This window comes from Saccharothrix sp. NPDC042600 (assembly GCF_040647305.1).
GTDB classification, from domain to species: Bacteria; Actinomycetota; Actinomycetes; order Mycobacteriales; family Pseudonocardiaceae; genus Actinosynnema; species Actinosynnema mutabilis.
This window is the reverse complement of the sequence record NZ_JBEZBW010000005.1, coordinates 78,315-104,027: the sequence shown is the minus strand read 5'-3', so window position 1 is coordinate 104,027 and position 25,713 is coordinate 78,315. Positions and strand designations below refer to the sequence as shown.

The 25,713-nt window shown below is 71.0% G+C and carries 26 protein-coding genes and 3 tRNA genes; 14 read left to right on the top strand and 15 right to left on the bottom strand.

Annotated features, from left to right (window positions below):
* Positions 1 to 199: 199 nt before the first annotated feature.
* From AB0A74_RS06045 to AB0A74_RS06035, 3 genes are read left to right on the top strand one after another with little or no spacing between them, the layout of a single operon-like run.
* Complete coding sequence (locus tag AB0A74_RS06045; protein ID WP_358247779.1) at positions 200 to 517, top strand: hypothetical protein; 318 nt, start codon at positions 200 to 202, stop codon at positions 515 to 517.
* Between the two features lie 2 nt (positions 518 to 519).
* A complete protein-coding gene (locus AB0A74_RS06040; RefSeq protein ID WP_358247778.1) occupies positions 520 to 1,422 on the top strand; it encodes an amidase domain-containing protein in 903 nt (300 codons plus the stop codon).
* Positions 1,423 to 1,428: 6 nt separating this feature from the next.
* A complete protein-coding gene (locus tag AB0A74_RS06035; protein ID WP_358247777.1) occupies positions 1,429 to 1,737 on the top strand; it encodes a type VII secretion target in 309 nt (102 codons plus the stop codon).
* A gap of 412 nt (positions 1,738 to 2,149) precedes the next feature.
* Here the strand turns inward: AB0A74_RS06035 and AB0A74_RS06030 are convergent.
* The 7 genes from AB0A74_RS06030 to AB0A74_RS06000 form a co-directional block, all read right to left on the bottom strand.
* Positions 2,150 to 2,222, bottom strand: a tRNA-Arg gene (locus AB0A74_RS06030).
* Positions 2,223 to 2,261: 39 nt separating this feature from the next.
* Positions 2,262 to 2,351 (bottom strand) — tRNA-Ser (locus AB0A74_RS06025).
* Between the two features lie 152 nt (positions 2,352 to 2,503).
* The gene (locus AB0A74_RS06020) at positions 2,504 to 4,477 is read right to left on the bottom strand and encodes an acetoacetate--CoA ligase (protein ID WP_358247776.1); all 1,974 of its coding nucleotides are present in this window, start codon (positions 4,475 to 4,477) and stop codon (positions 2,504 to 2,506) included.
* Between the two features lie 59 nt (positions 4,478 to 4,536).
* Positions 4,537 to 5,301, bottom strand: coding sequence for an ESX secretion-associated protein EspG (locus AB0A74_RS06015; protein ID WP_358247775.1), 765 nt, complete (start codon positions 5,299 to 5,301; stop codon positions 4,537 to 4,539).
* Positions 5,298 to 6,560, bottom strand: a complete 1,263-nt coding sequence (locus AB0A74_RS06010; protein WP_358247774.1) for a hypothetical protein — start codon at positions 6,558 to 6,560, stop codon at positions 5,298 to 5,300. Before AB0A74_RS06010 ends, AB0A74_RS06015 begins: the two co-directional genes overlap by 4 nt.
* A complete protein-coding gene (locus AB0A74_RS06005; RefSeq protein ID WP_358247773.1) occupies positions 6,557 to 7,540 on the bottom strand; it encodes a hypothetical protein in 984 nt (327 codons plus the stop codon). Before AB0A74_RS06005 ends, AB0A74_RS06010 begins: the two co-directional genes overlap by 4 nt.
* Positions 7,541 to 7,689: 149 nt before the next feature.
* Entirely contained in the window at positions 7,690 to 8,373 is a 684-nt protein-coding gene (locus AB0A74_RS06000; protein ID WP_358247772.1) for a dienelactone hydrolase family protein, read from the bottom strand.
* Positions 8,374 to 8,491: 118 nt separating this feature from the next.
* Between AB0A74_RS06000 and hisC the strand changes: the two genes are divergently transcribed.
* Positions 8,492 to 9,559, top strand: a complete 1,068-nt coding sequence (hisC, locus tag AB0A74_RS05995) for a histidinol-phosphate transaminase (protein ID WP_358247771.1) — start codon at positions 8,492 to 8,494, stop codon at positions 9,557 to 9,559.
* Here the strand turns inward: hisC and AB0A74_RS05990 are convergent.
* Positions 9,556 to 10,308: a sulfite exporter TauE/SafE family protein gene (locus AB0A74_RS05990; RefSeq protein ID WP_358247770.1), complete on the bottom strand. Its 753-nt coding sequence runs from the start codon at positions 10,306 to 10,308 to the stop codon at positions 9,556 to 9,558. The genes hisC and AB0A74_RS05990 overlap by 4 nt on opposite strands.
* Before the next feature lie 113 nt (positions 10,309 to 10,421).
* Complete coding sequence (locus AB0A74_RS05985; protein WP_358247769.1) at positions 10,422 to 11,366, bottom strand: SMP-30/gluconolactonase/LRE family protein; 945 nt, start codon at positions 11,364 to 11,366, stop codon at positions 10,422 to 10,424.
* Between the two features lie 83 nt (positions 11,367 to 11,449).
* Here AB0A74_RS05985 and AB0A74_RS05980 point away from each other — a divergent pair, with 83 nt between their 5' ends.
* Positions 11,450 to 11,881: a MarR family transcriptional regulator gene (locus AB0A74_RS05980; RefSeq protein WP_358247768.1), complete on the top strand. Its 432-nt coding sequence runs from the start codon at positions 11,450 to 11,452 to the stop codon at positions 11,879 to 11,881.
* 52 nt (positions 11,882 to 11,933) lie between these two features.
* On the opposite strand, the gene AB0A74_RS05975 is transcribed toward AB0A74_RS05980, so the two are convergent.
* Positions 11,934 to 12,836: a neutral zinc metallopeptidase gene (locus tag AB0A74_RS05975; RefSeq protein ID WP_343935704.1), complete on the bottom strand. Its 903-nt coding sequence runs from the start codon at positions 12,834 to 12,836 to the stop codon at positions 11,934 to 11,936.
* A 605-nt stretch (positions 12,837 to 13,441) separates the two neighbouring features.
* Positions 13,442 to 15,163, bottom strand: coding sequence for a bifunctional metallophosphatase/5'-nucleotidase (locus AB0A74_RS05970; RefSeq protein WP_358247767.1), 1,722 nt, complete (start codon positions 15,161 to 15,163; stop codon positions 13,442 to 13,444).
* 135 nt (positions 15,164 to 15,298) lie between these two features.
* Between AB0A74_RS05970 and AB0A74_RS05965 the strand changes: the two genes are divergently transcribed.
* From AB0A74_RS05965 to AB0A74_RS05955, 3 genes are all read left to right on the top strand, one after another.
* On the top strand, positions 15,299 to 15,769 hold the full coding sequence (locus AB0A74_RS05965; RefSeq protein ID WP_358247766.1) for a MarR family transcriptional regulator: 471 nt from the start codon (positions 15,299 to 15,301) through the stop codon (positions 15,767 to 15,769).
* 24 nt (positions 15,770 to 15,793) lie between these two features.
* A tRNA-Ser gene (locus tag AB0A74_RS05960) sits at positions 15,794 to 15,878 on the top strand.
* Between the two features lie 235 nt (positions 15,879 to 16,113).
* Positions 16,114 to 16,791 (top strand): hypothetical protein, encoded by a 678-nt coding sequence (locus AB0A74_RS05955; protein WP_358247765.1) that lies wholly within the window; start codon positions 16,114 to 16,116, stop codon positions 16,789 to 16,791.
* A gap of 4 nt (positions 16,792 to 16,795) precedes the next feature.
* Here AB0A74_RS05955 and AB0A74_RS05950 read toward each other — a convergent pair whose 3' ends face one another.
* Positions 16,796 to 18,337, bottom strand: a complete 1,542-nt coding sequence (locus tag AB0A74_RS05950; RefSeq protein WP_358247764.1) for a M28 family metallopeptidase — start codon at positions 18,335 to 18,337, stop codon at positions 16,796 to 16,798.
* Between the two features lie 79 nt (positions 18,338 to 18,416).
* Positions 18,417 to 19,049, bottom strand: coding sequence for a GNAT family protein (locus tag AB0A74_RS05945; RefSeq protein WP_358247763.1), 633 nt, complete (start codon positions 19,047 to 19,049; stop codon positions 18,417 to 18,419).
* 56 nt (positions 19,050 to 19,105) lie between these two features.
* Here AB0A74_RS05945 and AB0A74_RS05940 point away from each other — a divergent pair, with 56 nt between their 5' ends.
* Positions 19,106 to 20,071, top strand: a complete 966-nt coding sequence (locus AB0A74_RS05940; RefSeq protein ID WP_358247762.1) for an NAD(P)H-quinone oxidoreductase — start codon at positions 19,106 to 19,108, stop codon at positions 20,069 to 20,071.
* 4 nt (positions 20,072 to 20,075) lie between these two features.
* Here AB0A74_RS05940 and AB0A74_RS05935 read toward each other — a convergent pair whose 3' ends face one another.
* Both AB0A74_RS05935 and AB0A74_RS05930 read right to left on the bottom strand, forming a co-directional pair.
* Positions 20,076 to 20,717, bottom strand: a complete 642-nt coding sequence (locus AB0A74_RS05935) for a class I SAM-dependent methyltransferase (RefSeq protein WP_358247761.1) — start codon at positions 20,715 to 20,717, stop codon at positions 20,076 to 20,078.
* A gap of 11 nt (positions 20,718 to 20,728) precedes the next feature.
* Positions 20,729 to 21,928 carry a cysteine desulfurase-like protein gene (locus AB0A74_RS05930; RefSeq protein WP_343935711.1) on the bottom strand — a complete coding sequence of 400 codons (1,200 nt, stop codon included), beginning with the start codon at positions 21,926 to 21,928 and terminating at the stop codon, positions 20,729 to 20,731.
* A gap of 116 nt (positions 21,929 to 22,044) precedes the next feature.
* On the opposite strand from AB0A74_RS05930, the gene AB0A74_RS05925 reads away from it, so the two are divergent.
* The 5 genes from AB0A74_RS05925 to AB0A74_RS05905 all read left to right on the top strand — a co-directional run bounded on the left by AB0A74_RS05925 (position 22,045) and on the right by AB0A74_RS05905 (position 25,618).
* Positions 22,045 to 22,572: a bacterial proteasome activator family protein gene (locus AB0A74_RS05925; protein WP_358247760.1), complete on the top strand. Its 528-nt coding sequence runs from the start codon at positions 22,045 to 22,047 to the stop codon at positions 22,570 to 22,572.
* A gap of 107 nt (positions 22,573 to 22,679) precedes the next feature.
* Positions 22,680 to 23,591, top strand: coding sequence for an ABC transporter permease (locus AB0A74_RS05920; RefSeq protein WP_358247759.1), 912 nt, complete (start codon positions 22,680 to 22,682; stop codon positions 23,589 to 23,591).
* A gap of 15 nt (positions 23,592 to 23,606) precedes the next feature.
* Positions 23,607 to 24,422 (top strand): ABC transporter ATP-binding protein, encoded by an 816-nt coding sequence (locus tag AB0A74_RS05915; protein ID WP_358247758.1) that lies wholly within the window; start codon positions 23,607 to 23,609, stop codon positions 24,420 to 24,422.
* On the top strand, positions 24,412 to 25,326 hold the full coding sequence (locus AB0A74_RS05910) for a glycosyltransferase family 2 protein (RefSeq protein ID WP_358247757.1): 915 nt from the start codon (positions 24,412 to 24,414) through the stop codon (positions 25,324 to 25,326). The genes AB0A74_RS05915 and AB0A74_RS05910 overlap by 11 nt, the downstream gene beginning before the upstream one ends.
* A gap of 76 nt (positions 25,327 to 25,402) precedes the next feature.
* Positions 25,403 to 25,618, top strand: a complete 216-nt coding sequence (locus AB0A74_RS05905; protein WP_358247756.1) for a hypothetical protein — start codon at positions 25,403 to 25,405, stop codon at positions 25,616 to 25,618.
* The last annotated feature ends 95 nt before the right edge of the window (positions 25,619 to 25,713 follow it).

Here is a 25,713-nt window from a genome sequence, read left to right as displayed (position 1 = left end):
CTAAGAAGGAGGGCGGGCGTCGAACATCTCGACAGCGCCCGACCCGTGGTGGTGCAGGCACCACCCCTTTGCTCTGACCGAGCCGGTCACGCTTCACCACATCTGCGTTGCCGAACGCCTCTTCCGCGCACGAAAAGTTCCCTATAGTCACCGCAGGAACACGTTGAGTGATCAACGTCGAGTACCGCAGGGGGGACTTGTGGTCAGCATGGTGCAGTTGCGCGACGCCGACTGGGCCGCTTGGGAAGACGCCGCCAAAGGGTGGCGAAACTTCGCGGACCAGGCGGTGTACGCCGGCAAGGACATCCGTGACCAGGGCAAGGACAAGCTGGACGAGCACTGGCAAGACAAGGTGGGAGAGGCAGCCGGGAAGGTGCTGGGTGAGCTCGCCACGCAATACGACTGCGCGTCGGACCTGATGCGCAGTGTCGCGATGGTGCTTGAAGGTCTCGCCCAGGCGGTTGAGGTCGCGCAACGGCAACTTGCCGGCGCGGCCGACATGGCAGGCACAACCTGAGGGTGAACGACGATGGGACCACTTCGCCCTACGACCATCCCGACTCCCAGGGCGACAACGGCTACACCGAGGCGATGGAGCACAAACCCGTCGTGGACCGGATGATCCGCGACGCCGTTGAGGGCGCGACACAAGCCGACGACCTGGCCGCGAAACAACTTGCCAGGCTGACGGGTGCGACCTCGGTCACCGATGCGAAGCGCGCGTTGGACGAGTTCCAGGCGGTGGCCTCGCAGGCCGAGATCACGATGCTCCACTTCTCGATGCCCCATGGCCAGGACCCGACGACGGTGGCCGCCTGGTGGGATGCGCTCTCGGACGCCCAGCGCCGCGAACTCGAACTCGCGGTGCCCGTCGAACTCGCCGACCTCGAGGGCGTACCCGAGGACGTGAAGCAGAGGTTGCGGGGCCCCGGTCCGCTCGACCGCGTGGAGATGGTCAGGTTCAGCCTCGAGCACTGGAACGACACGTCCATCGACAAGTACGACAACAACTGCACCCAATTCGCCTCTGTGGCCATGAAGCACGCTGGGATGGAGGAGAACAGCGACTGGACCGACGACTCGATGTGGAAGCTCGGTCGCCCCACCCACAGCTGGGCCGGTGCGAACCAACTGCACGAATACCTGACCACCGAAACCATGAGTCATGAGGTGCCGCTCAACGAGGCCCGGCCGGGCGACCTCATCTTCCTCAAACAAGAGGGCACCAGCGACGATCCGAAGACCGGCGACATCCACCACACCGCGGTCGTCACCTCCGTCACACCCGATGGTGTCGTCCACTACACCCAGCATTCGGACAACAAGGTGAACCTCAGCCTGCAAGGTCGGGAGAGGCACATCGAGCAGGGCTTGGGCGAGCAGCAGTTCATCGTCGTGCGCGTCGACCCGGCGGAGAGGTGACGTTCGATGAGCATCAACGTCAACCCCGGCGCACTGCGCCAAGCAGCCGACGACGTGGACGACGCGGTCGCGAGCGCGCGTGAGAACGTCGTCAACTCACTCGAACCCAGCTCGACCGCCGCGTCGGCCAACCCGGGCTGGCTCTCGTCCGGGGCGCTCGCCGAGTGCCGGCAGGCTTGGTCCGATCACCTCGTCGGTGTCATCGAGCGGACGGCCGAGGCGGCCGAGAAGCTGCGCGAATCCGCGAAGGACTACGAGGACGTCGAACGTCGGGTGGCCGAGGCGCTTGACGACCTGCATTGGGAGGCGGAATGACCACCGGGGTCAGGTGGAGACCTTGGGCCGGTGTGGCGGTTCTTGCCGCTGTGGGGAGCGTGCTGCTCAGTGCGCAGGCGCACGCGGTGCTAGCGGCGTTTAACCAGCGCACGGCGCACCTGTGTGACGGCTCCCTGCCGGTGCCGGCCAGTTCGTACGTCTACGCGTGGAGTGGTGTCGCGGCTGCGGTCGTGGCTGTCGTGGGGGTGGCTCTGGTGGGGAGGGCGGCGGTTCGCCCTCTTGGTGTGGTGCTTGTCGTCGTCCTCGCGCTGGGCGCCGTTGTGTCGTTGGTCTCTGCCGGGTGGACGGTGTGGGACGTGTACCAGGACGCACAGCCCGTCGCGCGGGTTTGCGGCGGGTAGGGGACGAAACAAGAAACCGCCGCGAGGTTCTCGCGGCGGTTCTTGAGGAGCGCGCTCGACAGGATTCGAACCTGTAACCTTCTGATCCGTAGTCAGATGCTCTATCCGTTGAGCTACGAGCGCATCGTTCTTCAGTTGTCACCCGACCGGGGTCGGGTGTTGCGGAGGCTCCGGGATTTGAACCCGGGATGGGCGGTAAACCCAAACCGCATTAGCAGTGCGGCGCCATAGACCAGACTAGGCGAAGCCTCCCGGAGCCCTGCGGTACGACGCATAGGTTACACATGCCGGTGCCCTACTAGCAAAACGCCCCCCTCCTACACCCGTCCGCGCTGGTCAGGGGGTGTGGAGGGGGCGTTCACCGGGGGTTCAGGAGGCGCACTTGTGGCGTACGTCTCCCTCGATCATTCCGACGCCAGCGCCAGGAACGGGGTCAGCGCGTCCGGATTGCGCAGGGCGTCCCTGCTCACGGCCTTCTCCGGCGGGGTTCCGGCCAGGATCTTCTTCACCGGGACCTCGCACTTCTTGCCGTTCAGGGTCCTCGGGACCTCTTCCACGGCGATGAAGCGGTTCGGGACGTGGCGTGGGGACAGGTTCGTGCGCAGTTCGCTCTTCAGGAGCGGTTCGACGGCCGACAGGTCGACGCCGGGGGCCAGGACCAGGAAGCACAGCAGTTCGCCGTCCGTCTGCCCCGCACCGGACGTGTCGATCACCAGCGAGTCCAGCACGCCCTCGACGCCCTCGACGACCCGGTAGAACTCGCTGGTCCCCATCCGGACGCCACCGCGGTTGAGGGTGGAGTCGCTGCGGCCGTAGATGACCGCCGAACCCCGCGGTGTGACGCGGATCCAGTCGCCGTGCCGCCACACGCCCGGGTACGTGTCGAAGTACGCCTCGCGCAGCCTCGACCCGTCCTCGTCGCCCCAGAAGAACACCGGCATGGACGGCATCGGCTCGGTGATCACCAGTTCACCCACCTGGTCGACCACCTCGGTCCCGGCCTCGTCGTACGCCCGCACGGCCGCGCCCAGCGCCCGGCACGACAGCTCGCCCAGCCACACCGGCAGGTCCGGCGCGGCGGCGACGAACGCGGTGCACAGGTCCGTGCCGCCGGACACCGAGGCGATCTGGACGTCCCGCCCGACCGCGTCGGCGATCCAGCGGAAGCCCTCGGGCGTCAGCGGCGCGCCGGTGGAGCCGACCACCTTCAGGCCCGTGAGGTCGTAGCGGGCCGCGGGCTTCAGGTCCTCCTTGAGGCACGACTGGATGTACGGGGCGGACGTGCCGAAGTACGTCACCCGGTGCTGTTCGGCCAGGTGCCACAGGACCGACAGGTCCGGGTGCGCGGGGCTGCCGTCGAACAGCACGATCGTGGTGCCCACCAGCAGGCCGGACACCAGGAAGTTCCACATCATCCAGCCGGTCGTGGTGAACCAGAAGAACCGGTCGCCCGGACCGAGGTCGCTGTGCAGCGCCAGCATCTTCAGGTGCTCCAGCACGATCCCGCCGTGCCCCTGGACGATGCCCTTGGGCAGGCCGGTCGTGCCGGACGAGTACAGCACCCACAGCGGGTGGTCGAACGGCACCGGCTCGAACGCCAGGTCGGCGTCGGCGTGCTCGCGGAGCAGCGCGTCCCACGCGACCGTCCCGGGCAGGGTGCCGCCCAGGTAGTCGACCAGCACGGTGGCGCGCAGGGACGGGATCTCCGCCCGCAGCTTCTCCACCGTCGGCCGCACGTCGAACCCGCGCCCGTTGTACCGGTACCCGTCCACGGCGACCAGCACGGTCGGCTCGATCTGGGTGAACCGGTCGGCGATCGCCCGCGCGCCGAAGTCCGGCGAGCACGACGACCACACCGCGCCCAGCGACGCCGCCGCCAGGAACGCGATCAGGGCCTCCGGCGAGTTGGGCACCAGGGCCACCACGCGGTCGCCCCGGCCCACGCCCAGCTCCACGAACCCGGCGCGCACAGCGGCCACCCGGCGGCGCAGCTCGCGGTAGGTCAGCTGGGACGCCAGCCCGTCCTCGCGGTGGAAGATCACGGCGAGGTCGTCGGTGTCGTGCCGCAACGCGTGCTCGGCGTAGTTCAGGGTCGCGCCGGGGAACCACTCCGCGCCGGGCATCGCCCGGGCGCCCAGGACGGCCGTGGGCGCGCTGTGGAACGCCACCTCGAAGAACTCGGCGAGAGCGCCCCAGAACGCCTCCAGGTCGGTGACGGACCACTCGTAGAGCTCCGAGTAGTCGGCGAAGGAGAGGCCCTTCACGTCGGCGAGCCAGGTGCGGAACGCGGCCATGCGGCTGTCCGCGACCCGGTCGGGGTCGGGACGCCACAGCAGCTCTGCCTCGCCGGCGGCGGTGCCGGCACGCATGTCGGTCATACCTGAAGTTCCTAGCTCATCGGAGCGCCCGGAACCACAGTCGCCAACCACACACCGGTTCAGTTGCGGCTGGCGCCCGCCACCAGGTGTTCCACGGCCGAGGCGAGGCGCGCGGCGTCCACGGGCGCGACGACGAGCCACGTGCCGTCGCGGCGGACCAGGTACCGGCCGTCGGCGGTGTCCAGCCACGACACGGTGTCGCCGGTCGGGTGCAGGTAGCCGTTGCGGTTGCGGGCGATCACGCCGACCTGGCCGCCGCCGCGGCGGGTGGTGACGGCGCGCATGAGCGTGTTCGCCTCGGGTTCGCGCAGGCCGGCGCGGCGCAGCACGTCCAGGAAGCCCTCGGTGCCGTCCTGCTCGCCGGCGCGGCCCGCCGCCAGGTAGTCGTCCCAGCGGACGTTGACCGAGCGGCCCGAGCCGGGCGGCGCGGGCGGGAGGGTGCCGACGGTGGTGGCGGCCAGCGCGGTCGGCCGGAACCCGGTCACCTGGACCTGCTCGCCGACCCGGCCCGCGAACGCGCCGTGCCACGCGGCGGTGGCCAGGCCGCGCGCCTGGTCACCCCCGCGGGTGAACACGACCTCCAGGCCGATCTCGAACTCCGCGAGGCCGCGCAGGACCCCGTACAGCTCCTCGTCGGGCCGCTGCACGGTGCCCAGGCCGCGCGCGAACAGCTCGCGGGACGTGGCCTCCACGAGCCGCGCGCGTTCCTGCTGGGTGTGGCCGTAGTGCCGGGTGCCGAGCGGGACCGGGTGAGCCTCGCGGTGGACCGCCTGCCAGAGCAGGAAGAACTCCAGGGTGCTCAACCGGAAGACTCTGTCGGTCACAGGCCGATCACCGGGGGTGCGGCCTTGCGGTCGACGCCGAACACGTTGTCCTCTTCCTCCAGGTACCCGGGCCGGTTGCGCTCGTTGGACCCGGCGGAGCCGCCCGCGACCGGCGGCGGGGCGGCCATCGGCGCCGCGCCGATCATGCCCGACTGCGGGGTGACCGCCTTGGACGACGAGAACTGGCTGGTCACGCTGCCCGGGTGGGCGGTGCCGGTCCGGTCGCCGACGAAGCCGGGGTTCGCCGCGGGGCTGCCCAGCGGGCCGCCGCCACCGCCACCGGCCGCGCCGCCCATGACGGGCATGGGCATGCGGCCGGGCGCGTAGCCGCCGCGCCCGCCGGACCCGCGGCCCTGCTGGGGGGCGGTGTGCTCGCGGCCGGGCTGCGGCTGGGGCCGGCCTCCGACGACGTGCCCGCCGCCGGAGGTGTCCGGCGGGGGCGTGCCCGGACCGGTCGGCGGGGCCACCGGCGGCGTGGTCGGCGCGGCCACCGGGTTGGGCGGCGGCACGAACGACGGGACGGTCCGGTCCACCAGGTACGAGTTCTGCTGGAACATCGCCATGACCTCGGCGGCCTGGCGGTGCGAGGCGTCGGCGGTCAGCACGGAGTCCACGGCGGGCGCGCCGACCCGGTCGATGCCGGTGAACGGGCTGGTCGGCGCGGTGGGCGCGGGCACCGGCTCGACCGGCTCGCGCAGGCTGTCGATGGGCAGGCGGTCCTCGTAGCCGCCGTCCACCAGCGGGCGGCGGGCCGAGACCAGCGGCGAGCGCACGGGCGTCGGGGCGACCGGCGTCGGGGCGCCGGTGGCCGGCGGGACGGCCGGGTCGGGCAGCGGCGGCGCGGGGACCGGCGCGGGCATCATCTCGCGCGCGGTCTGGACGTGCTGGATCTCGTCGCCGATGCACTTGGCGACGTTCTCGGCGTGGTCGCTGGTGTTCAGCGCCCACTTCTCCACCGACTCCAGCGCCTCCCGGGCGCGGTCGGCCGACTCGCCGGACCACGCCTGCTGGGACTGGGCGATGGCGCGCGCGAGCAGCTCGTGCACGTCGGCGAGCTGCTTGCCGACGGCGGTCCAGTCGGCCTGCGCGGAACCGGCGGCCTTCAGGTCGACGCCCTCGTGGATCATCTTGTAGAGGGCCTCGTGCGAGTAGGTCATCCAGTCGACCTTCTGGCCGAGGTCGCTGGGCTTGTCGTGGCCGTTGTGCTGACCGTTGTTGTTGCCGTTGTCGCCGTTGTTGCCGTTCTTGTGGTCGCTCACGGGCCCTTGACCTCCCCGGCCTTGCCGAACGCGTCGGCGGCCTCGTCGTCCGCGTCCTCCAGGTTGCGGGCGGCGTCGCGGATGGTCTTCTCGACCTCGAACAGCACGTTCAGGAAGTCGCCGATGACGGCGACGGCCGACTGGTCGTCGCCGACGGCCACCTCGCGCAGCCGGCGGCTGATCGCCTCGCCGACCCAGTTGTTGCCGAACTTGAGCTCCACGTCGAGGTTGTCCACGGCCGTGCGGTGCACGCCGTCGACCAGGTCGCGGGCCTGGGTGATCAGCTTGACCAGGTCCTGCACGGCCTGCTTGTCCAGGTCGAGCTTGACCTCGCCCTTGTCGACCGCGTCCAGGGCGGTGGTGGCCTTCTGGAGGTCGGTCTGGGCGGAGTCGGCGAAGGTCGGGTTGGCGGCGGCGAGCGTCTCCGGCTTGATCACCTGGGTCGCCGACTGGTCGGTGCCCGTCGGGGTGGTCGCGGCCGGCGTGGTCGCGGTCGGGGTGGTCGCGGTCGGGGTGGTCGCGGCCGGCGTGGTCACGGTCGGGGTGGCCTCGGTCGGCGTGGTCGCGGGGGCCGGGCCGGGCTGGGCACCCGTCGACGTGGTCGGCGCGTCGGCGGGAGCCTGCGGGGTCGCGGGGGCCGGCGCGACGGGCGGCGGCGTCACGTAGGTCGGCGCGTCGGCGATCGGCGGCGTCGTCACCTGGGTCGGCGAGTCGATGATCGGCGGTGTCGTCACCTGGGTCGGCGCGTCGGCGGGCGGCGGCACGAACGGTGGGGCCGGCGCGTAGGACGGCTGCTCGGACAGCGCCGGCGCGCTCAACGTCACCGTCGCCCCGTCGACGGGCGCGCCGAAGGGACCCACCGCGGTCTGCGGCAGGTCGGCCGGCGTGATCACCTGCGTCGTGGACGTGTCCGGCACCGGGTACGGCGCGTTCACCGGTGGTGCGGGATGTGTCAGTGGAACGGTGTTCCCGTCGCTCATCAGTTACCCCCTGCACTGCGCACTTCGCCGTAGCCGCGCCGCGCGTTACCCAGCCACCGCGCCCGCCTCGGCGTTCCGGACGCACTCCTTAGATGTACCGGGAAGCACGTCCGGTTCCAAGCCGCTGTAAAGACTCTTATAAGGAGCCGTCATCGCAGGTGGGAGTCGAACCAGTTGAGCGCCCGCTGCCAGGCTTCCGCGCTGGCCGTCGGGGTGGTGTCGAAGCGGTGGCTGGTGTGCCGGAAGCGGACCACGTCGGTCGCCACCGGGGCCGCCGCGGCGGCGTCGCGGAGCTTCTCCACGTCCGTGAACGGGATCTCCGCGTCGTCGTCGCCGTAGAGCCCCAGCCACGGGCAGGTCAGCTCCTCCGCGACCTCCACCAGCGACGGCAGCCCCTCGGCCAGCGGCGCGAGGATGCCGCCGCCGCCGACGGTCACCGCGGCGCCGATGCTTCGGCTTCCCGCAACCACCATCGCGACCGATCCGCCCAGGTCGAAGCCCATCACGCCCTGGCGGTCGGCGCTCACGCCGCGCTGCCCGAGCCAGACGAACGCCACGTCCGTGTCGGCCAGCACCGACTCGCCGGACAGCCTGCCTGCCCGCTCGTCCGCGTCCGCCGGCTCGTCCTCGGCCCCGTGGTAGAGGTGCGGGGCGACCGCGAGCCACCCCTCGCCGGCCAGGCTGCTCACCAGTCCCCGGACGGTGTCGGTCACGCCGCGCGCCTCGTGCAGCACGACGATGCCGCCGCGGACGACGTTCTCCGGCTCGGCGACGGTCAGCCGCAGCGTGCGGCCGTCGGTGAGCGAGAGCGTCTCGGTGCGGGTAGGTGTCATGGGGCAACCCTTCCACGTGGAGGTGAACCGCAGTCAACGTGAGCAACCAGACGGCCGGTATGCCCCATCCGGGTCTTGAGCGGCTAACGTCCTGGTCAGAACCGGAAGGAGCCCTCGGATGACCGTGCGAACCCGCGCAGACCTCTCCGCGCTACCCAGTTACGTGCCCGGCAAAACCATCCCCGGCGCGATCAAGCTGGCGAGCAACGAGGTGTCGGCCGGACCGCTGCCCAGCGTGGTGCGGGCGATCGCGGACGCGGCCACCGCCGTGAACCGCTACCCCGACACCGCCGCCACCGACCTCGTGGCGCGCCTGGGTCAGAAACTCGGCGTGGCTCCGGAGCACGTGGCCGTCGGCTGCGGTTCCGTGACGCTGTGCCAGCAGGTGGTGCAGGCCACCTGCACGGAGGCCGACGAGGTGGTGTTCCCGTGGCGGTCCTTCGAGGCCTACCCGATCATCACCCAGGTCGTGGGCGCGCAGGCCGTGCGCGTGCCGCTGACCGAGGGCCACGGCCTGGACCTCGACGCCATGGCCGCCGCGATCACGCCGAAGACCCGGCTGGTGTTCGTGTGCAACCCCAACAACCCCACGGGCACCGCGCTGCGCACCGAGGACATCGAGCGGTTCATCGAGCGGGTGCCGCGGGACGCCCTGGTCGTGATCGACGAGGCCTACCGGGAGTTCGTGGACGACGACGCGATCCCGGACGGCGTCGAGCTGGCCAAGCGGCAGTGGGCGGCGGGCCGGGACAACGTGGCCGTGCTGCGGACGTTCTCCAAGGCCTACGGCCTGGCCGGGCTGCGCGTGGGGTACGCGGTGGCCTCGCCGGCGGTGGCCGAGACGCTGCGCAAGGTCTACGTGCCGTTCAGCGTGAACGCGTTGGCGCAGGTGGCGGCGATCGCGTCGCTGGACGCCGAGGACGAGCTGATGGCGCGGTGCCGGGCGATCGTCGGCGAGCGGGCGCGGGTGCGCTCGGAGCTGATCGCGGCCGGGTTCGAGGTGCCGGTGACGCAGGCGAACTTCGTGTGGCTGCCGCTGGGCGAGCGCACCGCCGCGTTCAACGAGCACTGCTTGGCGCACAAGGTGATCGTGCGCGCGTTCGTCGGTGACGGCGTGCGGGTGACGATCGGCGAGCCGGAGGAGAACGACGCCTTCCTGGCCGCCGCGAAGTCGTTCGAGGGCTAGTCCTTCACCAGCAGTTGGACGATGGCCGCCACTCCCACCAGCACGATGACCGCCCGCAGCGCGGTCGGTGGGAGTCGGCGGCCGACCTTCGCGCCGATCTGACCCCCGACGACGGACCCGACCGCGAGCAGCGCGACGGCGAGCCACGCCACGTCGGCGATGAAGATGAACAGGACGCCGGCGACCAGGTTCACGAAGGCCGTCAGCACGTTCTTGAGGGCGTTCATGCGCTGGAGGTGCTCGTTCATGAGCACCCCCATGAGCCCCATCACCAGGACGCCCTGCGCGGCCCCGAAGTAACCGCCGTAGATGCCGGCGAGGAACACGCCGACCCACAGCGACAGGCCGCCGTGCTCGTGCCGTTCACGTTCGGCGAGCTTGCGGTTGAGCCAGGGTTGCAGGACGACCAGGACGAGCGCGATGGCGATGAGGACGGGCACGATCGCCGAGAACGCGTTCTCCGGCAGGGTGACCAGCAGCACCGCGCCCACGACCGCGCCGAGCACCGAGGCCGGCAGCAGCCGCTTGACCCGGTCGCCCTGCCCGGTGAGCTCCTTGCGGTACCCGAACGCGCCGCTCAGCGACCCGGGGACGAGCCCGAGGCTGTTGGACACGTTCGCGGTGACGGGCGGGTACCCGACGGCCAGCAGCACGGGGAAGGTCACCAACGTGCCCGACCCGACAACGGTGTTGATGCCACCCGCGAACACCCCGGCGAGGACGACGAGGACCGCTTCCAACGTCGTCACGTCCACCCCCACTCGACGATTTGATTAGCGACGCTAACACTCCGAACGGCCGCCCGCGGTGTGGCCCGCACGACAGACGGGACGCGGCCCGTGCGGACCACGCCCCGGTGCCGTCACAGCTTGCGGAGGGTGAAGGTGTCGGACGTCGTGCCGGTGAGGAGGGCGTCGAGGTCGCCGTCCACGGCGTAGCTGCCGTGCGGGGAGTGGGTGATCGTGGTCGGGGCGTCGTCGGGCCACGGGGTGGTGCGGTGGGTGGTGTGGGCGGTGCGCCAGTTGTCGGTGGAGCGGAGGACGGTGACGGCGTTGGCGCCGGGGGCGCCGAGGCTGTTGGTCACCACCGCGAGGGTGCCGTCGGGGCGCAGGGCCAGGCCGTCGGCGCCGACCAGGGTGGTGTCGGTGGTGATCTCCGTGAACGCCGCCGGGTTGTCGACGGGGATCTTGAAGAACGTGCCGGTGTCGTAGCGGCCGGCGACGAGGTAGCCGGACGGGTGCCAGACGATGCCGTTGAGGCCGATGGTCGTGCTGCCGAAGCGCGGGTCGCGGTGCAGGACCGAGGCGCGGCCCCGCGGGTCCACGCGGTAGATCGTGTCGGAGGCGGGGTCGGTGACGTAGGCGTTGCCGCGGCGGTCCACCGCGACGTCGTTCGCGCCGTGCCTGCCCTCGCCGAGCGCGAGGTCGACGAAGTGCAGCAGGCGACCGGTGACCAGGTCGTAGACGGCCAGGCCGGACGACCTGTAGGTGGTGTCGGGGGTGGAGCGGGTGCCCAGGCCGATGTCGGCGAAGGTGACGTAGAGCTTGGCGCCGACCGCGTGGATGCCGAACGTGGACACCATGCGCGGGTCGCGGACCAGCGTCTTCGTGGTGCCGTCGCGGTAGACGACCTCGACGGTGCCGTGCCGGATCGAGCCGACCAGGAACGTGCGGCGGACCGGGTCCCAGGTGATCCCTTCCGGGTGGAGTGCGGCCGAGTGCCCGATGACGACGTGCGTCCTCGGGGTGGCCTGCGCCGGTGCGGCGACCAGCAGGAGGGTCGCGACCAAGGCAATCAGGAGACGCATTATGCTCCGTCCTCGTAGGTAAGTACGGGAGCGAAGTTAGATCAGAGGTCTGATAGCCGTCAACGGGTTACTACGATGGGCCCATGGGCATGCCGTTCGAGGAGCGCCTGGGCGGCGACATCAAGCACGCGGAACACGCGCTCATGCAGGCGAAGCAGCAGGCGGTGCGCCCTGCGGGCCTGACCGTGGCGCAGTACGCGACGCTGTTGGTGCTCAGCGAGAACCCCGGTGTGTCGGCGGCCGAGCTGGCCCGGAAGTGCCGGGTCACGCCGCAGACGATGACGACCATCCTGCGCAACCTGGAGGCGGCCGGTCTGATCGCCCGGGTGCCGCACGAGGTGCACCGCAACGTGCTGGAGACCCGGCTGACCGAGGCCGGGCGGACCACGTTCGAGACGGCCGACGTGCGGGCGTCCGCGGTGGAGCGGCGGTTGGCCGACGAGTTCAGCGAGCAGGAGCGCGCGACGCTGCGGTCCCTGCTCGCCCGCGCGGTGACCGCCCTCGGCGGGGACTGAACAGGGCGCGGCGGTCAGCCCCGGTTCCCGGTGTTCAGCCCGGTTCCCGGTGTCAGCCCAGGTTCTCGGTGTCGAACGTGCCGCAGCGGGCCGGGTCGCCGGTCTCGTAGCCCAGCGTGTACCACTTCTGGCGCTGGGCGGACGTGCCGTGCGTGAACTGGGTCGTGTCGATCCGGCCGCCGCCCAGTTCGCGCTGGATGAAGTCGTCGCCGATCCGGGCCGCCGCGTCCAGGGCCGCCGCGATGTCCTCCTGCGTCACGCCCGTGATCAGCGGCTTGCCGGACGCGGTGGGGATCGTGGTGGCGTGGTTGGCCCAGGCCCCCGCGTAGCAGTCGGCCTGCAGCTCCAGGCGGACGGCGTCGGACTTCGGGCCGCTGCGCGTGCGCACGCGGTCGGACGTGCCCAGGAGGTTCTGCACGTGGTGGCCGTACTCGTGGGCCAGGACGTAGGCCTCCACGAACGGCCCGCCGGTCGCGCCGAACTTCTGCTGCAGCTCCTGGAAGAAGTTCAGGTCGATGTAGACCTGCGCGTCGGCCGGGCAGTAGAACGGGCCCACCGCCGAGGACGCGTTGCCGCAACGGGTCTGCACACCGCCGGAGAAGAAGTTCGTCTGGGCCGGCTGGTAGGTGTTGCCGGACCGGGCGAACTGGTCGGTCCAGAAGCTCTGGATCGAGTTGATGAACGCCACCGCGCGGCAGTCGGCCTCGCGGTTCGCGTCGGCACCGGTCTTGCACTTCTCCTTGATGGCCTCGGAGCCGACCTGCTGGTCGCGGCCCACGTCGGAGAAGCCCGAGCCGGTGGGCAGCTGCACGCCGCCACCCAGCTGGGACAGCACGAAGTAGATGATCAGGCCCACGATCCCGAGCCCGCCGCCACCCAGGGCGACGCGTCCGCCGACGCCCCGCTGGTCGGTGACCTGTGACGTGTCGAGCTCGGCGTCCTCGTTGAACTGCACGCTGTCCTCCAACCGCGCACCCGGGGCGGGATCACGATAGCCGCACTCGGGTACCCGCGAACGGCGGCGCGGACACCGTGTCGGTGAACGGTTGGCGCACGCGCCCGGGTGCGGAGCCCGACGTCGCCGGCACCGCACCCGGGTTTCTTCCCTTGTGGAGTGACGTCCTCCGCGGTCGTCGCGAGGTGGCGTGGACCTCGGCCGGTGCCGACGTGCGAGACGGCACCAGGATTCGCACCGGGGTCAACAGCGTCGTACGCGCCCATCACGCCGGAAGCGCCGCGCGCTCGAAACCTCGTGGGAACCGCTCACGATCGCGACCGGGACGATCTGCACCATCCCACCCGCGGGGTTGCGGCCGAACGCGGATCGTCACAGCGAGGACTTTTCTGCACCGCACCACCTACCCCTTCCGGGCGTGCCGGCGGAGGCTCTTCGCTGGGGAACACCTCGCGGCAGGTCCACCCCAAGGATGCGCTTGATCGGCCCGTTATTCAACCGTTCACGGCCGCCCTGAACTGGTGAAACGATCCTCATCCGTCTCAGTGGGACGGTTGTCGCGCGCTGTGAGCGGGCCTGTGCGGACCCGCTCACAGCGCGTGTCGTCAGGCCACGTTCGTGATGCGACCGGTCGCCGGAGCGGTGATGCCGGCGTTCGCCTTGAGGTAGGCGATGAAACCGTCGAGGTCGATGCCGCCGCCGGTGATGTCGGTGCCGCCGGTGAAGACGGAGAAGCCGTCACCGCCGCCCTGGAGGAACGAGTTGATGGTGACCCGGTAGCTCGCGGCCGGGTCCAGCGGGGCGCCGTTCAGGACGACGTTCGACACCTTGGAGCCGATCGGCGCGGACGCCGACCACGTGTAGGTCAGGCCGGCCGACGGCTGGAGCACGATCTGCCGCGTCGCGCCGTTGACGACCTGCCACTGCTGCTCCAGCGCCGCCTTGATCTGCGTGCCGGTCAGCGTGACCGTCTGGAGGATGTTGCCGAACGGCTGCACGGTGAACGCCTCGCCGTAGGTCACCACGCCCGGGCCCTCGCCGGCGGGCGAGGTGGCGTAGGTGAGGTCGGCGCGGACGCCGCCCGGGTTCATCAGCGCGAGGACCGCGCCGTTGCCCCTGGTGGCCGCCAGCTGCGAGTCGGCGATCAGCAGGCCCAGCGGCTGTTCGCCGGCCGGGGTCGCGGCGCGCACGATGTCGCCGCCGATCGTGGCGACCGGCTCGTTGGCGATCGGGCCCGACTTCTCCTTGGCCAGGTCGATGATCGCCTGGACCTCCGGGTCGGCCGCCACGTCGCGGGTCACGATGTGGTTGCGCGCCTTGGTCTCGGAGCGGATGACGTCGCGGGTGCGCTTGTCGATCTTCAGGTCGACCACGGACAGCTCGCGGCCGAACGCCAGGCCCTCGATGAACGGGCGCGGGTTGCCGTCCGGGTCGTTGACCGTGCAGTTGTAGTGCTGGTGGCTGTGGCCGGAGAAGATCGCGTCGATCTTCGGGGACACGCTCTCGGCGATGACCTGGCCGGGACCCTTGGTGGCGCCCAGGCGGCAGTCGTCCGGGCCGCCGCCCTGGGTGTTGTCGCCCTGGTGGATGAGCAGGACGATCGACTTCACGCCGAGCCAGTTGAGCAGGTTGGCGTAGCGGTTGGCGGCGGCGATCTCGTCGCCGAACCGCAGCTCCTTGATGCCGTTCGGGTCGACGAGGATCGGCACGTCCTTCAGCGGCATGCCGATGAAGCCGATCGGCATGCCGTCGCGGAACTCCACCCAGAACGGGGGCAGCGCGGGCCGGCCGTTCTCGGCCAGCGTGACGTTCGCGCCCAGGATCGGGAAGTCGGCGCCCTCGTAGGTGGCGCGGAAGTCGCAGCCGTCGACCGGGTGGCAGCCGCCGCGCTGCATGCGCAGCAGTTCCTGGTAGCCCTCGTCGAACTCGTGGTTGCCCGCGGCGGTGGCGTGCATGCCGACCGAGTTGAGGATCTCGATGGTCGGCTCGTCGTGGAACAGCGCGGACACGATCGGCGACGCGCCGATCAGGTCGCCCTGGCCGACGATGACCGAGTTGCGCACCTGCGCCTGAAGGTTCTTGATGTGCGTGGCGTTGTACGCGGCGCCGCCCGCGGTGACCTGGGAGCCGTCGGACAGCGTGACCCGACCGGACGAGCCGGACGGCGGCTCGATGTTGCCGTGCAGGTCGTTGATGCCGATCAGGCGGACGTCCACCGTGCGCGAGGCCTTGTCGTCGGCCTGGGCGGGTGCCTGCGCGAGGGTGACGGCCAGCCCGGACACGGCGGCCAGCGCGAGCGCGGCCGTGGTCCGTCTGAACGAGGTCATAAGGGGGTTCCTCCCTGACGGCGCCCCGGTAGGAGGGCGCACCAAGGTCAGGGAGTTTGCCTCCCGAACCTGACGCGCACCAGACACTTGCGTGGATCGTCCGTTAACGGAGTTGCGCGGGCATAGCCTGGTGGGGTGACTGAGCAGGAGCCCCGGTGGCTCGACGACGGTGAGATGCGCGCCTGGCGGAACTACGTGGTGGGCGCGTCCATGCTGTCCGACCGCCTGCACCGAGAACTCCAGGACCGCCACGGTGTGTCGCTGGCCGACTACGAGGTGCTGGTGCGGCTGTCCGAGCAGCGGGGCCTCCGGATGCGGATGTCCCAGCTCGCGGACGAGGTGGCCTCGTCCAAGAGCCGCGTCTCCCACCAGGTGGCCCGCATGGAGCGCGAGGGCCTGCTGGTCCGGCGCGAGTGCCCGGAGGACGGCCGGGGCGTCTTCGCGGAGCTGACCGACAAGGGCATGAAGACCCTGGAGGGCTCGGCGCCGACGCACGTCGAGGGTGTCCGGGAACACATGATCGACCTGCTGTCACGGGAGGAGCAGGAGGTGCTGGCGAAGGTCTTCGACCGGGTCATCACGCACCTGCGCGGCCTGGACGGGTAACCTCTGGGCCCGCGGCACCTACGGGGAAGCGTGGCAGAGCGGCCGAATGCACCCGCCTTGAAAGCGGGAGACGGGCAACCGTCCGGGGGTTCAAATCCCTCCGCTTCCGCAGTTGGGAAGGGGTGTCGATGGTCCTGTGTGGACCTCGACACCCCTGTTCGGATCCGGGCGTGTGGTGCCCGACACTCTCGTGGTGCCTTTTCAGGATGCGTACGCCCACGCGCTCGAAGTGGTGAGTCGGTGGGACCCCGAGGGGTTGCTCGGGATGGGTGCGCTCCCGGGTTCGTGGAAAGGGCCTCGGAGGAGGAGTTGGGGCGGTTCGCCGCGGAGTTGTCGGAGGGCTCGTGGACGACCTGATGGGTGAGTACCTCGATGCCCTCGAACCGTTCCTGCGGGACCCCGAGATGCGAGAAGGGCAGGCGTACTTCAACGCCCTGGGGCGCTCGTTCGGGCATCTGACGGCCGACGTGGTCGGTACGGAGCGGGACTGCTTCACCGTCGATCGGAACCTGCCCGCGTTCCTCGGATGGCTGGAGAAGGCGCTGAAGCGCGAGGCGGTCCGGCGGCGGTGGGTTCGGGATGGCGAGATGACCGACGTCTTCTGGGCCGCCGTGGATGCCGTCAACTGGCGAGGGCATGACGTGCCGGGGGCCTTGCGGGCGTTGGCCGGAGGAGAGCAAGGGGCTCACGACCGGTTCGTCAACGCTGTGGCGCATCAGCATTCCCGGGCCGTGTACGCGGTGCTGGCACCCGCGTTGCCTTACCTGATGGCGGTGACCACCCAAGTGCCACGGGCGCGGGACCTCGGGGTCAAGGTGCTGCTTGACGTCCTGTCCCGGGTTGAGTGGGACGAGGAGCCGAGAGATGGTGCGCCGCACCCCGATGCCGTGCTTAGAGGGCTCTCCGGGTACTGGGGGTACATCAACCCCATGTGGTCCCCGGAGGCGCGTGAGCTGGTGTGGATGATGTGGAACGGGCCGAACGCCCCGTTGAGGGTTCGGCCCGTCCTCCACTGCACCTAGTCGATCACTCGGTCGCGTCGTGCGTGTGGTGTTCCTCGTGGTGCTCGTCGAGGGACAGCGTGCGGGCCGCTTCGGCTCGCACGGTGGCGCGGGCCGCGCGGGACGGGACGCCGTTCACGTCTTCCGTGCTGATCGCGTACACCGCGGTCACCCAGGCCAGGGCGTCGGAGTTGCGGTCCAGGGCGACGCGGTCGATGTTGCCCAGGGTGTCGCCGACCTGGTGGTAGTTCGGGTCGTAGGCGACGCCCGCCTTGCCGCCCCACTTCGCCACCTGCGCCTCGGTCTTGAGCACCTCGGCGCCGGTGAACAGGCCGCCCGCCGGGATGCCCTGGCGGATGAACTCGCCGTAGTCCGACCGGCCGGTGAAGTCGGTGCCCTCGACCTGGATCCGCTTCTCCACGGTCAGGTAGTCGACGAACGCCTTCTCGATCTGGCCGGAGCCGTACGGGCCGGGGCCCGCGCCGACGCCGTCGGAGTTGTCGCCGTCGTAGACGAAGTAGCCCGCGTTCGGCGAGCCGATCATGTCGAAGTTCAGGTACAGCGCGATGTCGAGCTGCTGCTCGAACGTCAGCGACTTCACGTAGGCGATCGAGCCGAGCAGGCCCAGCTCCTCGGCGCCCCACCAGCCGAAGCGCACCGCGTTCTTGACCTTCGGGGAACCGCCCAGCTTCAGCGCGGTCTCCAGCAGGCCCGCCGAGCCGGAGCCGTTGTCGTTGATGCCGGGGCCGGCGGCGACGCTGTCCAGGTGCGCGCCGGCGAACACGACGTTGTCGGTGCGACCGGTCTTGGTCTGGGCGATCACGTTGCGGGAGACGCGGTTCTCGGAGTGGTAGCGCAGGTCCACCGTCACCGGCTGGCCCGCGAACGCCACCAGCGCGGTGCCGTCGGCCTTCGACACGCCGCCGGTCGGGACGACGCCCGGCGAGCCCAGCGTCACGCCGGACAGCTTGCCGTCCACGTTGTTCGAGACGATCACCGCGATGGCGCCCGCCGCGGCGGCGTTGCGGTGCTTGATGTCGAACGAGCAGGTGCCGCGCCGGATCAGGGCGATGGCCCCGGTGAAGTCCTGGCCCGCGAAGTCGGTCGCCTCGCAGCCCGGCGAGCCGTCCTCGGCCACGACGCGCAGCGGGCCGGTCAGCCCGCCGACCGGGGTCTGCGGGGAGAACGTCAGCGGGATGTTCTCGTAGGTGTTCGTGCCCGCCTTGGCCACCGCCGCGTCCGTGACCTGCACCTGGTAGGTGAACTCGGGCGTGGTGACGTCGAAGCCCGCGCCGCGCAGCTTGCCCGCGACGTACTCGACGCTGGCGTCGTAACCGGTGGTGCCCGCCGCCCGGTTGCCGCCGTTGCGGTCGGCGATGCGCTGGAAGGCGATCAGGTGGCGGTTGACCCCTTCCAACGTCACGCTCTTGGTGAGCTTGTGGGCGAGAGCGGGACCGTCCAGGGCCGACGTCGAGGGTGCCGCGTCGACGGCCGGGGCGGCCACGAAGACGAGGGACGCGGACGCCGCGGCGATGGCCGCGCGGCGCATCCGGGTTCTACCTGACATGAGCGAGTTTCCCCTTCACTCGGATTGGCAGACCCTCGCCCGGTGACGACGCGAGGTCAATCCGTCACTCGGCGGGTTCTCAGCCCGTGAGCAACCACAGGCAGTCTGTGACCCCCGTCACCGACAGTTCCCAGTCGGGCCGGCGGAAGCCCTCGCGGTCCAGCACCAGGCGGGTCTGCTCGGCGCGGGCGCCGCGGCGGACCTGCACCAGGGAGCCGTCCGGCCGGTAGCCGAGCTTGCGGCTCACGGCCAGCGACGCCGGGTTGTCCACGAACGCGCTGGACCGGGCCGTGCGCGCGCCGAGGTGGTCGAACGCGAACAGCAACACGGCCGCCCGCATCTCGGTGCCGAGCCCCTGCCCCTGGTGGCGCCGGCCGAGCCACGAGCCGGTGGACACCTCGCCGGTGACCGCGAAGTCGTGCCCCACCAGCGTCTGCTCGCCCACCACGCGCCCGTCCAGCCGCACCAGGAAGTTGACCGCCCACCGGCCCGGGCGCTGCTCGGACCGCACCGCCCAGTGGTACTGCAGGGCGTTGATCCCGAGGCGGTCGCGCGGCGCGTCGGTCCACTCGACGCCGAACGGCATCTGCTCGGGCGGGTGAATGCCGTCGAGGACCAGCTCCACGAGTTCGCCCAGCCCCTCGTCGTCGTCGGGGCGCAGGTCGAGGCGGGGTGTGCGCAGTGCCAGGTGTCGGTAGGGCCAAGCGTCCATGCCGGTCGATGGTGGCGGTCGCGGCACGGCCGGGGCCAGCGGATTACCTTGCAGGCATGCGCGCGATCACCATTCGTGAACCAGGCGGGCCGGACGTGCTGGAGTGGGCCGAGGTCCCGGACCCGGTCGCCGGACCGGGCGAGGTGCTGCTGGACGTCGCCGCCACCGCGGTCAACCGGGCCGACCTGCTGCAACGGCAGGGGCACTACCCGCCGCCGCCGGGCGCGTCCGACGTGCTCGGCCTGGAGTGCTCGGGCACGGTCGCCGCGCTGGGCGAGGGGGTCACCGGTTGGCGGGTCGGCGACCGGGTGTGCGCGCTGCTCGCCGGCGGCGGCTACGGCTCGAAGGTCGCCGTGCCGGCCGCGCAGCTCCTGCCGCTGCCGGACGGCGTGGACCTGGTCACCGCCGCGTCCCTGCCCGAGGTGGCGTGCACGGTGTGGTCGAACGTCGTCATGGTCGCCCGCCTGGCCGAGGGCGAGACGTTCCTGGTCCACGGCGGCGCCGGCGGCATCGGCACGCACGCCGTCCAGGTCGCCAAGGCCCTCGGCGCCCGGGTGGCCGTCACCGCCGGGTCCGACGAGCGCCTGGAACGCTGCCGCGAGCTGGGCGCCGACATCACCGTGAACTACAAGACCCAGGACTTCGTCGCCGAGGTCCGGGCGGACGTGATCCTGGACAACATGGGCGCCGCCTACCTGGGCCGCAACGTGGACGCCCTCAATCCGGACGGCCGGATCGTCGTGATCGGCATGCAGGGCGGCGTGAAGGGCGAGCTGAACCTCGGCAAGCTGCTGTCCAAGCGCGGGTCGATCACCGGCACCGGCCTCCGGTTCCGCCCGGTGGACGGCCCGCACGGCAAGGGCCGCATCGTCGCCGACGTCCGCGACCGCCTGTGGCCGCTCATCGCGTCCGGGCAGGTCAAGCCCGTGGTGGACCGCGTCCTGCCGATCCGGGACGCCGCCGAGGCGCACCGCGCGCTGGAGGGCGGCAGCGTCTTCGGCAAGGTCGTCCTGGAGTTCTGACGCGTCACTCCAGGGCGACGCCGGTGGCCAGGAACGTGCGCGGGGTGGTGCGGAAGCGCAGGGCGAACTCCTCCGCCCAGCGCACCAGCACGGTCTGCTCGCCCGGGCGTTCGGCGTCGTCCACCAGCACGGCCGCGCCCGGCGCCAGCACCCCGCGGAACACGGGCAGCGCCGGGTAGCGGGCGTCGCCCAGGAGCGGGCCGTCCACCAGGAGCAGGTCCACCAGCCCGTACCGCTCGACGAACGCCGACACCTCGTCGTGCACCAGCCGCGGGTGGTACCACTGCGCGCTGCCCAGGGCGGCCGGGTGCGGGGTCAGGGGCGCCTGCACGACCCGCGCCACGTGCCCCAGGCCCTCCCGGCGCAGTTGGCTGGCGACGAAGGCCGCCGTGCGCTCGTCGTGCTCGATGGACAGCAGGTGCCCGAAGCCGCGCCGGGCCAGCAGGCGGGCCAGGAGGACCGAGGACGCGCCGCAGCCGCACTCGACCAGGACCGTGCGGGAGCCGAGCAGCACCTCGTCCACCACCGCCGCCAGCGCGGCCGGGCGCAGCTCGTGCGGGGTGGTGGGCAGGTACTCGCTCATCAGCGGGCTGAGGCGGTGCAGTGCGGCGAGGTCGGCCAGTTCCCGGGACAACGCGTCGTCCACCACACCTCCGGCTACCCCAGCTCGGCGACCGCCCGCACGAGTTCGTCCACCTCGACCGCGTTCGTGTAGTGCGCCAGGCCCACGCGGATCGCCCCGCCGACCTCGCCCACCCCCAGGACCGAGAACACGCCGTGCTGCCCGGAGTCCGCGAACGCGCAGACGCCGCGTTCGGCCAGGTGCTCGACGCCCTCGGTCGACTTCACGCCGGCGACCGTGAACGCCAGCGCCGGGACCCGGCGCATGGCGTCGCCGATCACCATGACGTGACGGAGCGATCGCAGTTCGTTGATGAGATTAGCCAGAAGACCCGCCTGGTACGCCTTCACCGAGGACAGCGACGTGAGCAGGCGCTCCCGGCGCGGGCCCACCGCGGCGTCGTCCAGACCGGCCAGGTACTCGACCGATGCCACCAGACCGGCCAGCAGCGGGTAGGCGTGCGGGCCCAGCTCCAAGCGTTCGGGACCCCGCGCGCCGGGCTCGACCGCGACCGACGGCAGCAGGTCCAGCCGCGACGGGTCGCGGAACACCAGCGCGCCCACCGGCGGCCCGCCCCAGGCGTTGGCGGAGACCGCCACCACGTCGGCGTCCATCGACGTGATGTCCAGCGGCACGAACGGGGCGGCGGAGGAGGCGTCCACGACGACCAGGGCGTCCGTGCGGCGGGCCGCCTGGGCGATCTTGGCCAGGTCCGGGCGGGAGCCCACGGACCCGGAGGCGGCGGTCACCGCGACCAGCTTGCACTTGTCGGTGACCAGCTCGTCGTACTGCCAGGCGGGCAGCTCGCAGGTCTCGATGTCCACCTCGGCCCACCGCACCACGCTGCCGGTGCGCTGCGCGGCCCGCTGCCAGGGCGCGATGTTGGCCGGGTGGTCCAGGCGCGAGACCACGACCTCGTCGCCCAGGAACCAGCCCTCGGACAAGGCGTCGGCCAGCCGCTGGAGCAGCACGGCCGAACTCGGTCCCAGCACCACGCCGGCGGGGTCCGCCCCGACCAGGTCGGCGACGGCGCGCCGGGCCGCGTCCACGATGGCCTCGGCGCGTTGGGAGGCGGGGAAGATGCCGCCCGGCCCGGAGACCGGTGCGCGCAGCGCGGTGGAGACGGCCGTGGCCACCTGCTCGGGGACCTGCATCCCCGCGGGCGCGTCCAAGTGAACCCAGCCGTCGCCGAGCGCGGGGAACAGCCCACGGACTCGTGCGACGTCGAACGCCATGCCCGCGAGACTATTGGATTGCGGAGCGTGCGATGCACGGGCGGGTACGGGGACGTGCCGGATGCACCTCGCACCCGGTTCACCGCGGGCCACCCGATCGGTCCAGTATTGAGCACATGACTGAGGCAGCGGACAGCGAGCGGCACGTGGTGGTGGTCGGGCCGGACGGGACCCCGGTGGGGGCCGCGCGGGTGCCCGCGGGCGAGGACGGCGGCCAGGACGTCACCGACCTGGTCGAACAGCCGGCCAAGGTGATGCGGATCGGCACGATGATCAAGCAGCTGTTGGAGGAGGTGCGGGCCGCTCCCCTGGACGAGGCCAGCCGGCAGCGGCTCAAGGAGATCCACAAGCGGTCCATCGACGAGCTGGAGGACGGGCTCGCGCCCGAGCTGCGGGACGAGCTGGAGCGCCTGTCGCTGCCGTTCACCGAGGACGGTACCCCGTCGGACGCGGAGCTGCGGATCGCCCAGGCCCAGCTCGTGGGCTGGTTGGAGGGCCTGTTCCACGGCATCCAGACGGCCCTGTTCGCCCAGCAGATGGCCGCCCGGGTGCAGTTGGAGCAGATGCGCGGCCGGGCGCTGCCCGCCGGGCCGTCGGCCGAGTCGCCCGAAGGTGGCCACGTGCGCGGCGGCCAGTACCTGTAGTCACCGGCCGGACACTCGAACAGGCGACGCGGTCGCGAGGCGCGGTGACCGCACCGTGACAGCCCGGCGGCAGGTCGGCCTACCTGCCGCCGGTAGTCTCAACACTCGTGCAACACACGAGTACGGTCGACCGACCTGTCGTCCCCCCCGCACCCGACTCCCGCACGTTCGCGCGGGCGTTCGGGGACGTGCGCGACGCGTGGCGGCAGCGCGAGCTGTGGGGCCACCTCGGCTGGCAGGACATCAAGCAGCGCTACCGGCGGTCCGTGATCGGGCCCCTGTGGATCACGATCTCCATGGGCACCACGGCCCTGGCGCTGGGCCTGCTGTACTCGACCCTGCTCGGCCAGCAACTGCCCACGTTCCTCCCGTACGTGACGGTCGGCTTCATCGTCTGGAACTTCATCCTGGGCGTGGTGACCGAGGGCACCGAGGTCTTCATCGCCAACGAGGGGCTGATCAAGCACCTGCCCGCGCCGATGACCGTGCACGTGTTGCGCATGGTGTGGCGCCAGGTGCTGTTCTTCCTGCACAACCTGGCGGTCTACGTGGTGGTGCTGGCGGTGTTCTTCCCGGCGCTGACCGAGCAGTACAAGATGGAGGGCGACGTCGTCACCCACCCGGGCATCTCGTGGACGATCCTGCTCGCGATCCCGGCGTTCGCGCTGCTGGTGGTCAACGCGGTGTGGGTCGCGATCCTGTTCGGCATCATCAGCACGCGGTTCCGCGACATCCCGCCGGTGATCCACAGCTTCATCAACCTGATCTTCTTCATGACGCCGATCGTGTGGCACGTGGGCGTGCTCAACAAGTTCACCGACGGCGAGGGCGGCTGGAAGATCCTGATCGCCGAGTTCAACCCCCTGTACCACTTCCTGGAGATCGTGCGTGCCCCGCTGCTCGGCCAGGTGCAGGATTGGCACCACTGGGTGGTCGTGGGCGCGTTCACCGTCGTCGGCTGGGCACTGGCGCTGGTCGCGCTGCGCAACTACCGTGCCCGCGTCTCCTACTGGGTCTGAGTGAGGCCGTCACCTATGGTCAGCATCGACGTCTGGAACGCCTCGGTGGACTTCCCGATCTTCGACGCCAAGTCGAGGTCGCTGAAGAAGCTCGCCCTGGGCAAGGTCGGCGGCAAGATCGGCTCCGAGGGCCGCGTCCCGATCATCGAAGCGCTGCACGACATCAACATCTCGCTGCGGCACGGCGACCGCGTGGGCCTGGTCGGCCACAACGGCGCGGGCAAGTCCACCCTGCTGCGCCTGCTCGCGGGCATCTACGAGCCGACCCGCGGCAGCTCCCGCATCCAGGGCAAGATCGCCCCCGTGTTCGACCTGGGCGTCGGCATGGACCCGGAGATCTCCGGCTACGAGAACATCATGATCCGCGGCCTGTTCCTCGGCATGACCCGCAAGGAGATGGAGAAGCGGGTCGACGACATCGCCGAGTTCACCGAGCTGGGCGACTACCTGTCGATGCCGCTGCGGACGTACTCGACCGGCATGCGGGTCCGGCTGGCGCTGGGCGTGGTGACGTCCATCGACCCGGAGATCCTGCTGCTGGACGAGGGCATCGGCGCGGTCGACGCCGCGTTCCTGGAGAAGGCCCGGGACCGGCTGAACGACCTCGTGAAGCGGTCGGGCATCCTGGTGTTCGCGAACCACTCGGACGACATGCTCGTGGAGCTGTGCAACACCGCGATCTGGATGGACGAGGGCCGCGTCAAGATGCACGGGTCGCTGCGCGAGGTGGTCAAGTCGTACAAGGGCCGCGACCCCTACGAGCACCTCAGCCCGGAGACCCTGGAACGGATCGGCCAGTCGCCGGTGCTGAGCGGGAACGGTGGCGAGTAGAGAAGTGGACAGCGCGTTGCCGAAGGGTTCCGTGGTCGGGGTCGTGGTGACCCGGCACCGCCGCGAGCTGCTCGCGCAGTCGCTGAAGGTCCTGGCCGCCCAGACCAGACCGCTGGACCACCTGGTGGTCGTCGACAACGGCCCCGACCAGCCCGTGGACGACCTGGTCGAGCAGTGCCCGATCCCGACGACCTACCTGGCGTCGCACCGCAACCTGGGCGGCGCCGGCGGTTTCGCGCTGGGCATGCTGCACGCCCTCGCGCTGGGCGCGGACTGGCTGTGGCTGGCCGACGACGACGGCCGTCCCGCCGACGACCGCGTCCTGGAGGTCCTGCTGGAGGAGGCCGACCGCCGCGGGCTCGCCGCGGTGTCCCCGGTCGTGTCCAACATCGAGCACCCGGACAAGCTGGCGTTCCCGCTGCGCCGCGGCCTGACCTGGAAGCGCCGCACGGCCGACCTGGGCGTGGACTTCCTGCCCGGCATCGCGTCGCTGTTCAACGGCGCGCTGTTCCGCGCCTCGACGGTGGACGTCATCGGCGTCCCGGACTACCGCCTGTTCTTCCGCGGCGACGAGGTCGAGATCCACCGCCGCCTGGTCCGCACGGGTCTGCCCTTCGGCACCAGCCTGAAGGTGACCTACCTGCACCCGGACGGCTCGGACGAGTTCAAGCCGATGCTGGGCGGCAAGTTCCACGCGCAGGACCCGGAGAACCCGGTCAAGCGGTACTACACCTACCGCAACCGCGGCTACCTGCTGTCCCAGCCCGGCATGCGCAAACTGGGCATGCTGGAGTTCTTCCGCTTCGGCCTGTACTTCATCGGCGTCCGCAAGGACCCGAAGGCCTTCGTGGAATGGATCCGCCTGGTCCGCCAGGGCCGCCAGGAGAAGTTCTTCCGCAAGTAACCCGTCCGCTCGCGGCGGAATCGCTGCCGGCGAACCCGCCTTGCCCAACGGTGATCACACTGGTGGGCTGTGGCGCATGACTACTGAAGCGCGTAAGAACCCATCCCTGGTCCTCCACCTGGCCGCGAACCCGAACCCGATCTCGATCAGGGTGACCCGCGAAACCGCAGACGACCTGGGCCCCCGCCTGATCCAGGTGGTCCGCAACGGCCACACCCAACCGATCCCCACCGCCGACGGCCACGACTTCGTGATCAACTTCAGCCACGTGGTAGCCGCCCACTTCGCCTAGCCCCACCCGCTCAAAACGCGCACAACGCGCCCACCCTTCGGCGCGCAGCGCCCCGCTTTTGGGCTTTTCCTCCCCGGCGGCCTGCCCGCCGGCGA

Bases quoted from the DNA above. Each gene is read 5' to 3' on its own strand.
- AB0A74_RS06035 (WP_358247777.1), top strand. From the start codon at position 1,429: ATGAGCATCAACGTCAACCCCGGCGCACTGCGCCAAGCAGCCGACGAC.
- AB0A74_RS06020 (WP_358247776.1), bottom strand. From the start codon at position 4,477: ATGACCGACATGCGTGCCGGCACCGCCGCCGGCGAGGCAGAGCTGCTG.
- AB0A74_RS06005 (WP_358247773.1), bottom strand. From the start codon at position 7,540: ATGAGCGACGGGAACACCGTTCCACTGACACATCCCGCACCACCGGTG.
- AB0A74_RS06000 (WP_358247772.1), bottom strand. From the start codon at position 8,373: ATGACACCTACCCGCACCGAGACGCTCTCGCTCACCGACGGCCGCACG.
- hisC (WP_358247771.1), top strand. From the start codon at position 8,492: ATGACCGTGCGAACCCGCGCAGACCTCTCCGCGCTACCCAGTTACGTG.
- AB0A74_RS05985 (WP_358247769.1), bottom strand. From the start codon at position 11,366: ATGCGTCTCCTGATTGCCTTGGTCGCGACCCTCCTGCTGGTCGCCGCA.
- AB0A74_RS05980 (WP_358247768.1), top strand. From the start codon at position 11,450: ATGGGCATGCCGTTCGAGGAGCGCCTGGGCGGCGACATCAAGCACGCG.
- AB0A74_RS05970 (WP_358247767.1), bottom strand. From the start codon at position 15,163: ATGACCTCGTTCAGACGGACCACGGCCGCGCTCGCGCTGGCCGCCGTG.
- AB0A74_RS05950 (WP_358247764.1), bottom strand. From the start codon at position 18,337: ATGTCAGGTAGAACCCGGATGCGCCGCGCGGCCATCGCCGCGGCGTCC.
- AB0A74_RS05945 (WP_358247763.1), bottom strand. From the start codon at position 19,049: ATGGACGCTTGGCCCTACCGACACCTGGCACTGCGCACACCCCGCCTC.
- AB0A74_RS05940 (WP_358247762.1), top strand. From the start codon at position 19,106: ATGCGCGCGATCACCATTCGTGAACCAGGCGGGCCGGACGTGCTGGAG.
- AB0A74_RS05930 (WP_343935711.1), bottom strand. From the start codon at position 21,928: ATGGCGTTCGACGTCGCACGAGTCCGTGGGCTGTTCCCCGCGCTCGGC.
- AB0A74_RS05925 (WP_358247760.1), top strand. From the start codon at position 22,045: ATGACTGAGGCAGCGGACAGCGAGCGGCACGTGGTGGTGGTCGGGCCG.
- AB0A74_RS05915 (WP_358247758.1), top strand. From the start codon at position 23,607: ATGGTCAGCATCGACGTCTGGAACGCCTCGGTGGACTTCCCGATCTTC.
- AB0A74_RS05905 (WP_358247756.1), top strand. From the start codon at position 25,403: ATGACTACTGAAGCGCGTAAGAACCCATCCCTGGTCCTCCACCTGGCC.